This window comes from Methanoculleus sp. (assembly GCF_036677455.1).
In the GTDB taxonomy this organism is placed as follows: domain Archaea; phylum Halobacteriota; class Methanomicrobia; order Methanomicrobiales; family Methanoculleaceae; genus Methanoculleus.
Genome location: NZ_JAVBWL010000015.1, coordinates 42,491 through 49,408 on the forward strand (window position 1 = coordinate 42,491; position 6,918 = coordinate 49,408).

Consider the following 6,918-nt stretch of genomic DNA (forward strand, 5'->3'; position numbering starts at 1 on the left):
TACTATTAAGTATTTCGTAGAGGGCCGGGGAGGCACGCCCGCCGCCGGCCGACCCTCGTGAAAAGATGTAAAGGGGGTATGGGTTATTTAGAGGAAATCGATGAGGTGCCCGCTTGGGGCGTCTCCGGCCATGCGCCTGCCGGCAGGTGCGCTGGACCGCTGTGTTGCCGGTTCGTAGGCACGGTGGCTCCCGAGGATCTGTGCACTTTTCACGCCGGTCATGACTGCCATGACGCGAACTCTCCCCTCATAATCGCTGTTCACCCGCGCTCCCCAGATGACGTCCGCGTGCGGGTCGAGTTCGTAGGTCAGGGAACTCGCGATCTCTTCGGCGTCCTGGAGGGTCAGGTCGTTCCCACCCGTGATGTGGATGAGGCTCCCGGTTGCTCCCCGGTAGTCGATGTCGAGCAAGGGGTGGTTCAAGCACTCGTGGACGACGCTCTCAGCCTTGTTCTGCTGTTTGCTCTCTCCGACGAGCATCACGGCGACGCCTCCCTTGCTCATGATGGCACGGACATCTGCGTAGTCGATGTTGATGAGCGAGGGTTCGGTGATCGTCTCACTGATGCCCTTGACGGTCTCCGCGATGAGCTGGTCCATCACCGAGAACGCCTGGCCGAGCGGCAGGTTCGGCACGAACTTGATGAGGCGGTTGTTGTCGAGCACGATCACCGAATCGGCAGCAGCAGAGAGTTGTTCAAGTCCTTCTTCCGCGCGGAGAAGGCGGGCTTTCTCGACCTGGAAGGGGTAACTGACCATGCCGACGACGATTGCGCCCTGTTCTTTTGCGATCTGTGCAACGACCGGGGCCGTTCCCGTACCGGTACCTCCACCCATACCGGCAGTGATGAAGACGAGGTCCGCGTCCGCGAGCAGGGTCTCCAGGGTCGGCCGGGCCATCTCGGCTGCGCGCCTGCCGACGTCGGGGAACCCACCGGCGCCAAGGCCTTTGGTGAGCGACTTGCCGACAAGAACCCGCTTGTCCGCCTGGATCATGTCAAGGTGCTGCTTGTCCGTGTTGATCGCGATCGTCTCCGCACCGCTGACCTGCATGTGGTAAAGCCGGTTGACCGTGTTGTTGCCGGCGCCGCCGCACCCTACGATGACGATCCGTGGCTGACCGAGGATGTCGTCCTCATCGATCGAGTCTGTCTTGAGGCACCTCTCACGTTCTGCGTGTTTCAAAGCCTCATTGATGATTGTCTGCATTGAATACCTCCTAAACCTGGAATGAAATCTGATCGGCCTCACGCAGGACACGGTCTCCATGCCTTTCGAGAAGCGCCCTGACGGAATACCGCACAGCCTCCGATACCGTGGGGAACTCGCCGGCTTCCACCAACTTCTCGAGCATTTCAACCTGTTGCCGTGGTAATCTGATAGTTATCCGATCCATCATTTCAATCACTCATATCTGACATTTAGCAGCCGGATGTCTGCTATTTGTCAGACAATCGTTATCTTTTTGTCTGACCGTATCAGATAAGGCATAATAACATTCGTATTGTATAAATATCTTCTGAAACGACTCCACGTCTGACATAACGGTTTTATGGATAGCAGCCGACAACGTACCTCCATAGGATTGCCACGAATATGAGAGAAGATCTCCCCCCAAAGATGGAACATGGTGGTCGGGTGCGCTGGCATCGCACCCGAGAGAGAGGCGAACTGCTGGACTTCAGCGCTAATGTGAACCCGTATCCCCCCCGGATACCCTGGACACCGGATCTCTCGGTGCTGAAAGATTACCCCGACGACCGGTATGAGACGCTCAAAGAGGTGATCGGCAGGACATTCGGGCGCGATCCGTCAGAAATCACCGTCGGGAACGGATCCGTTGAACTTATCCGCGCGTTCTGTTCTGCCATGCTCGGAGACGGGGATACCGCCTGTATCAGGCCCCCGACGTTTGCCGAGTACGAGATGGCGGTGAGGCTTGCCGGTGCCCGGTGCACCGCCGATGAGAACGGGGCTGCCGTCCGGTTCCTCTGCAACCCGAACAACCCGACCGGTCTGCTGAAGACCCGCCCGGAACTCCTCAGGCTGCTTGAGAGGACCGCCGGGCAGGGGGCGTGCCTCTTCCTCGACGAAGCCTTCATCGAACTCTCCGACCCTCGCCAGAGCCTCGCCGACGTCTCCCACGAGAACCTCTTCGTCCTGCGCTCCCTGACGAAGAGCTTCGCCGTGCCGGGCATACGGTTCGGCTACGGGTTCGGCGAGCCCGAACTGGTTGAGAGGGTGGAGACCGTACGCCTTCCCTGGACGGTGAACGCGTTCGCCGAGGCCTTTGCGATCGAGGCTTTCCGGCACTACGAGGACCTCGAATGCTCTCGGGAGAGGCTCGCCCGGGAGCGGAGCTGGCTCTCCGGCCGCCTGGAGAACCTCGGCCTCGCCTATGAGCCTCCGTCCGCGAACTACATCCTGATAGAAGTCCCGATGGAGGCGGAGGTGCTCGCGGAACGGCTCTTCTCGCGCGGCATCCTTGTCAGGGACTGCCGGTCGTTCGGGCTTCCCCGGCACATCCGTGTGGCTGTGCGGACCCGGGAGGAGAACCACCAACTCATCGAGGCGCTTGAAGCATGCTTGCCCTGATCATGGCCGGGGGACAGGGGTCCCGGCTCCGGATGGGCGAAAAACCGCTCGTCACGGTCTGCGGACGGCCGATGCTCTCCTACGTCATCGATGCCTTCTCGTCGGCAGGTCACGAGGTGGTCGTGGTCGCCTCGCACCGGACGCCGTTCACCAGGAACTGGTGCCGGGCAATGGGGATCACGCTCTACGAAGCCGAAGGGCTCGGCTACGTCGAGGATATCGGTGCGGCGGCGGAGGTTCTCGGGGAGAGGGGAGCACCGTTCTTCACCTGCGTCTCCGACCTCCCCTGCCTTGCGCCCGATATCGTCGCCGCCGTCGAAGATGCATGGCGCCGGGCGGGGGTGCCGGCATGCTCGACGTGGGTGCCCCGCGACCTCTGCGAAGAGCATGGCTGCCGTACACAGTATGAGGAGGTTGTCGACGGCACGCCGGCCGTTCCTGCCGGGATCAACATCCTGACGGCAGGCGATCTCGACGCCCCCCAGGAAGAACTGTGGCTCCTCCTGCACGACCGGAGGCTCGCCTTCAACATCAACACGCGCGAAGAACTGGCGCTGGTGCAGGAGTATCTCCGCCGAAAACGGGTTTCGTAGCAACCGGCAGGTTCTGGACTCACAGACCTCCGGTCTTCTCGTGGTTCTCTTGCGGGTGCATCGTTTTCCACACCTCCTTTCCCGGGAGAAACTGTATTATCGGACTATCACCAACTCTTATGCATGGAATTCTGCCGGGAAATCGAACTAGAGGGCCATATCATCGATTCAGGCGTTATGACCCTGGTGTTTGATAGGATCATGGATATGGGGGGCGAATTCGAGATCCTCACATTCGATGTCGGGAAGCAGAAGACGGACACCAGTTACGCGCGGCTGCGCGTGGCGGGACCCACTGAACGGCAACTCGATGCTATCCTCTCCGAACTGCACCGGCTCGGCGCACGCACCCCCGAGATCAGCGACGTCACCCTCGTACCGGCAGAGGGCGACCGCATCCTGCCGAAAGGATTCTACTCGACGACCAACCACCCGACCTTTATAAAATACCGGGACGACTGGCTGCCCGTCGAGCGTATCGAGATGGACTGCCATATCGTGGTCGACGAGAAGGAGACGCGGGCGGTCTGCACCCCGATATCGAAGATCAAGGCCGGCGATCTCGTCGTCGTCAGCGAGGCCGGGGTCAGGGTGGTCTACCCCGAGCGGCCGAGGCAGGTCAGCACGTTCGAGTTCATGCACGGGACCGTTTCATCGGAACGGCCGAGCGAGGCGATCATCGCCAAGATCGCCCGCGAGATCCTGGAGATGAAGAAGACCGGGGAGAAGATCGCGCTCGTCGGCGGCCCGGCCATCGTCCACACGGGAGCGGCCGACGCCCTTGCGAAGATGATCCGTGAGGGCTACATCGACGTGCTCTTTGCGGGGAACGCGCTTGCCACTCACGATATCGAGTCGAACCTCTTCGGCACGTCGCTCGGGATGAACGTCAGGACAGGCACGCTCGTCACCGGGGGGCACAAGCACCACATCTATGCCATCAGCGAGATCATGCGTGCGGGCTCCATCAAGAACGCGGTCGACCAGGGCATCGTCACCGGGGGGATCATGTACGAGTGCGTGAAGGCAGGTATCCCGTTCGTGCTCGCCGGCTCCATCCGGGACGACGGACCGCTCCCCGACACGATCACGGACGTCGTGGTGGCGCAGGACACCATGCGTCATCACCTCCACGACGTCGGGATGGTGGTGATGGTCGGAACGCTCCTCCACTCGATCGCCGTCGGAAACTGCCTCCCCTCATACGTCAAGACCGTCTGCGTCGATATCAATCCCGCATCGGTGACGAAACTGATGGATCGGGGCACGACCCAGGCGATCGGTGTCGTGAGCGACGCCGGAACGTTCCTCCCGCTGCTCGCCAAGCAGCTGGAGGAACAGAAAGGGTGTTAGCGGGTAAGCGGCATACAGAACGGCTCTTCGTGGTCCAGCACGAACTCCCACTCTTCTTTGCACCCACACTCCGTCTCGGCGAGGGCGCGCAGGAGCCCGACGTCTTCGGTCAGCGAGTAGTCGCCGATCCCCTTCACGATCGGGCCGTCGCAGGAACCGCAGTTGTGCGGCCCCCGGGTCTGGCCGCCGCCGACGGGGTCGCAGAGAACGTGCACTGGTGAAGCGATCAGCACGTCGAGGACGCTCCAGAGGTACGGCGGGCGGTAGGCGTGCTGCTTCCAGAGGCGTTCGACCTCGGTCCTGCTCTGGACGGTGCAGAGGTTCATGGAGATGCTGTCGGCAACGGATGCGACGTCCCTGATGGAGCGCACCATGTCGTCGCGGGCCTCGCGCTCGGTCAGGAACGGCGGTTTCATTAGCAGGTAGGCCTTCACGCCGGCCCCGGCCGCGTGCGCGACCCCTGCGGCGTTGAGGAAGTCGGCATACGTGAATCCCTTGTCGATGCTCTTCTCCCGGATGGCGTCGTTCGTGGTCTCCAGGCCCACGGCGACGGTGAGCGCTCTGGCCCAGTCGCCGGTGTCGATCCCCTCCCGGAACTCCTCGAGCGGCTCGTGCTCGACGTATTCGGGCCTGGTCTCGGCGATCACCATCTTGCCCCGGAACGCCTCCGCGACGGCGCGCCGGGCGGCGGGAGGAACTTCGTCGGGATCAAAGAAACTTCCCGATGTGAAGACCTTCAGGACCTGGTAATCATCGTCCCGGAAGTTCTCTTTGACCCAGCGGACCTGACGGATCAGCCGGTCGGCGAGTTCGTCTGAGGGGAGGTCCGGGTAGCGCTCGTGCCGGTAACCGCACATCCGGCATCGGTTCCAGGAACAGCCCCCGCTCCGGAAGATTACCGTCAGCGTATCGAGGACCTGCCCCTCGTAGCGGTCTTTCCCCCGCCAGGACGCCAGCGGCTTCTCAATCGATTTGGATAGCATTATACCTCATATTCGTTGATGTACTGATATGAAAAGGATCGCATGGCTGACACTCATCGCTGCGATGGTGCTTGTCAGTACGGCATCGGCCGCGTATGTCACATTCAGTGCTCCACAGACGGTGTACGTCGGCGACTCGCTCGAAGTCACCGGCACCACGGTCATAGCGGGTCTCCCCGGTCCCACGCTCAAAGCCGGGTTCAGCACGGAGATCGTCCTGTACTATGCCCAGCACACGAAGAGCCAGATAGCCCGACAGACCATCGTCGTCCAGGAGGACGGTTCGTTCTCCGCGAAGTTCGATACCGAAGGCCTGAAACCAGGGACCTACTCGCTGGAACTGATCGATCCCACGCAGACCACCTTCGGGGGCAGTTCGAAGAGCCGGCAGACCGTCACCCTGGTCGACCGATCTGAGAGCGTCGTGATGCAGTCCCCGACCAGCCAGAACTTCGACGGCAGCCTCGATCTTCAGGGTACGGTCAGCGGGATCGGCGATGCGGGCGTCCGGGTCGAGGTCAAGCATAATGCCGCCACCGTCTTCGGGCCGGAGTATATCCGGACCGATGCGAACGGAGCGTTCTCCAGGGCGGTCCCCATACCCGAAGGAGGCTCTTATGAGGTCGTCTTCTCCGATGCGAAGGGTTACATCGACACCGTGACGTTTGTGGTGGCGGGCTCGCCGGATCCCACGCCGACGCCGGCGATGATCTCCGCCAGTGCCCCCGCGACACGCTCCGCCCCGGCATACTTCGAGATCGACACCAGGAGCGGCGCCGTGATGATTGCGACGTCGGCCGGGATCGACTGGGTGGTCGAGTACATCGACGAGGAGAACGTCTCCCACAAAGTGAACAACAAGGGTATGCTTGAGGCGGAGACCGCGGAGTTTGCCGCACATGGTGGGACGGTCTATGTCAAGGTCTATCCCATGAGTTACAACGACAGCGGAACGGTCCAGGTCTCGGCCTCGAATGCCGACTCGGTCAGGGTGAGCCAGGCCGCACCCGGTCTCTTCGGGGACGCGACCCCCACCCCCGCCCAGGCCGCACCGATCCCGGCGGCGCTGGCATTGCTCGCGCTTCTCGTCGTCGTCCTCGCGCGCCGGGGATGAACAACCTTTTTTATCCGGCGACCCAATAGATAACGACGAGCCGGGATAGTCTAGTCCGGGAAGGCGGGGGCCTTGAAAGCCTCTGGTGCCTGGCACCTCGGGAGTTCAAATCTCCCTCCCGGCGTCATCTGTTTTGTTCATAACCGCCGTCTCACTCCTCCCTGATCCAGCCCGCCCGCACCCAACGCTCGTAGTCGTCCGGCCGCCAGTCGCGGTTCGCCCGCACGATCTCGGCAAAGTACTCCCGGTTCTCTGCCATTCCGGCCTCCTGGTCCGGGTA

7 protein-coding genes and 1 tRNA gene are annotated in these 6,918 nt (G+C 62.0%); 5 read left to right on the top strand and 3 right to left on the bottom strand.

Annotated features, from left to right (window positions below; all coding sequences use genetic code 11):
• Positions 1-87 precede the first annotated feature (87 nt).
• Entirely contained in the window at positions 88-1,209 is a 1,122-nt protein-coding gene (gene ftsZ / locus V6K60_RS04550) for a cell division protein FtsZ (protein ID WP_332449327.1), read from the bottom strand.
• A gap of 10 nt (positions 1,210-1,219) precedes the next feature.
• Complete coding sequence (locus V6K60_RS04555; protein WP_332449334.1) at positions 1,220-1,396, bottom strand: ribbon-helix-helix domain-containing protein; 177 nt, start codon at positions 1,394-1,396, stop codon at positions 1,220-1,222.
• A gap of 341 nt (positions 1,397-1,737) precedes the next feature.
• Between V6K60_RS04555 and V6K60_RS04560 the strand changes: the two genes are divergently transcribed.
• The 3 genes from V6K60_RS04560 (at position 1,738) to V6K60_RS04570 (ending at position 4,541) form a co-directional block, all read left to right on the top strand.
• Complete coding sequence (locus tag V6K60_RS04560) at positions 1,738-2,595, top strand: pyridoxal phosphate-dependent aminotransferase (RefSeq protein ID WP_332449328.1); 858 nt, start codon at positions 1,738-1,740, stop codon at positions 2,593-2,595.
• Positions 2,583-3,188 carry an NTP transferase domain-containing protein gene (locus V6K60_RS04565; protein WP_332449329.1) on the top strand — a complete coding sequence of 202 codons (606 nt, stop codon included), beginning with the start codon at positions 2,583-2,585 and terminating at the stop codon, positions 3,186-3,188. The genes V6K60_RS04560 and V6K60_RS04565 overlap by 13 nt, the downstream gene beginning before the upstream one ends.
• Positions 3,189-3,311: 123 nt before the next feature.
• Positions 3,312-4,541 carry an ornithine cyclodeaminase gene (locus V6K60_RS04570; protein WP_332449330.1) on the top strand — a complete coding sequence of 410 codons (1,230 nt, stop codon included), beginning with the start codon at positions 3,312-3,314 and terminating at the stop codon, positions 4,539-4,541.
• Here V6K60_RS04570 and V6K60_RS04575 read toward each other — a convergent pair.
• Complete coding sequence (locus tag V6K60_RS04575) at positions 4,538-5,524, bottom strand: archaeosine biosynthesis radical SAM protein RaSEA (protein ID WP_332449331.1); 987 nt, start codon at positions 5,522-5,524, stop codon at positions 4,538-4,540. The genes V6K60_RS04570 and V6K60_RS04575 overlap by 4 nt on opposite strands.
• Positions 5,525-5,552: 28 nt before the next feature.
• Between V6K60_RS04575 and V6K60_RS04580 the strand changes: the two genes are divergently transcribed.
• Both V6K60_RS04580 and V6K60_RS04585 read left to right on the top strand, forming a co-directional pair.
• Positions 5,553-6,638, top strand: coding sequence for a hypothetical protein (locus tag V6K60_RS04580; protein ID WP_332449332.1), 1,086 nt, complete (start codon positions 5,553-5,555; stop codon positions 6,636-6,638).
• Between the two features lie 39 nt (positions 6,639-6,677).
• Positions 6,678-6,762, top strand: a tRNA-Ser gene (locus V6K60_RS04585).
• Positions 6,763-6,918 lie beyond the last annotated feature (156 nt).

What these genes read in the sequence shown, in the direction of transcription:
- ftsZ (WP_332449327.1), bottom strand. Translation starts at nt 1,209, where the DNA reads ATGCAGACAATCATCAATGAGGCTTTGAAACACGCAGAACGTGAGAGG.
- V6K60_RS04555 (WP_332449334.1), bottom strand. Translation starts at nt 1,396, where the DNA reads ATGGATCGGATAACTATCAGATTACCACGGCAACAGGTTGAAATGCTC.
- V6K60_RS04565 (WP_332449329.1), top strand. Translation starts at nt 2,583, where the DNA reads ATGCTTGCCCTGATCATGGCCGGGGGACAGGGGTCCCGGCTCCGGATG.
- V6K60_RS04570 (WP_332449330.1), top strand. Translation starts at nt 3,312, where the DNA reads ATGGAATTCTGCCGGGAAATCGAACTAGAGGGCCATATCATCGATTCA.
- V6K60_RS04575 (WP_332449331.1), bottom strand. Translation starts at nt 5,524, where the DNA reads ATGCTATCCAAATCGATTGAGAAGCCGCTGGCGTCCTGGCGGGGGAAA.
- V6K60_RS04580 (WP_332449332.1), top strand. Translation starts at nt 5,553, where the DNA reads ATGAAAAGGATCGCATGGCTGACACTCATCGCTGCGATGGTGCTTGTC.